The sequence below is a fragment of the Streptomyces sp. NPDC101166 genome, from assembly GCF_044768125.1.
Lineage (GTDB): Bacteria > Actinomycetota > Actinomycetes > Streptomycetales > Streptomycetaceae > Streptomyces.
The window spans coordinates 1-559 of record NZ_JBIWPF010000296.1; the positions used below are offsets into that span (position 1 = coordinate 1).

A 559-nucleotide genomic window follows, 5' to 3' on the forward strand; every position below is an offset into this window, starting at 1 on the left:
TGGGAACTGCACCAGGTCCCCGCGCTGGTCGCGGCCGGATACCGGGTCTGCACGTTCGACAACCGCGGCATCGCGCCCTCCTTCGAATCGCCCGCCGGGATCACCATCGAGGACCTGGTCCGCGACACGGTCGCCCTGATCGAATTCCTCGGTGAGGGCCCGGTCTTCCTGGTCGGCCAGTCGATGGGCTCGCGAGTCGCACAAGAAGTGGCGCTCGCCCGCCCCGATCTGGTCCGCAAGGCCGTGTTCATGGCGGGACACGCCCGGCTCGACCAGTTCCAGAAAACTCTCGGACACGGCGAGCACGACCTCGACGACGCCGGCGTGCGGCTGCCCGCCAAATACGAGGCCGCCATGACCGCCCTGATGAACCTGTCCCCGGCCTCGCTGGCCGACCAGCACGCCGCCCGCGACTGGCTCGACCTGTTCGAATTCACCGGTGGCCCGGTCACCCCGGGTGTGCGGGCGCAGCGCCGCATGGACCACGATTTCGACCGCACCGCGGCCTATCGTCGGCGAAGCCCAGCGCCAGGCAGGGCACGGTGATGCCGCGATAGGC

At 69.8% G+C, this 559-nt stretch carries 1 protein-coding gene and 1 pseudogene; both read left to right on the forward strand.

The features are described 5' to 3' along the window. Positions 1-6 precede the first annotated feature (6 nt). Positions 7-384 (forward strand): annotated as a pseudogene (locus ACIRS4_RS38555) (alpha/beta fold hydrolase); the annotation flags it as partial. Between the two features lie 73 nt (positions 385-457). After that, positions 458-559, forward strand: a 102-nt coding sequence (locus ACIRS4_RS38560) for a hypothetical protein (RefSeq protein WP_404204987.1), incomplete at its 3' end; no start/stop codon positions are given.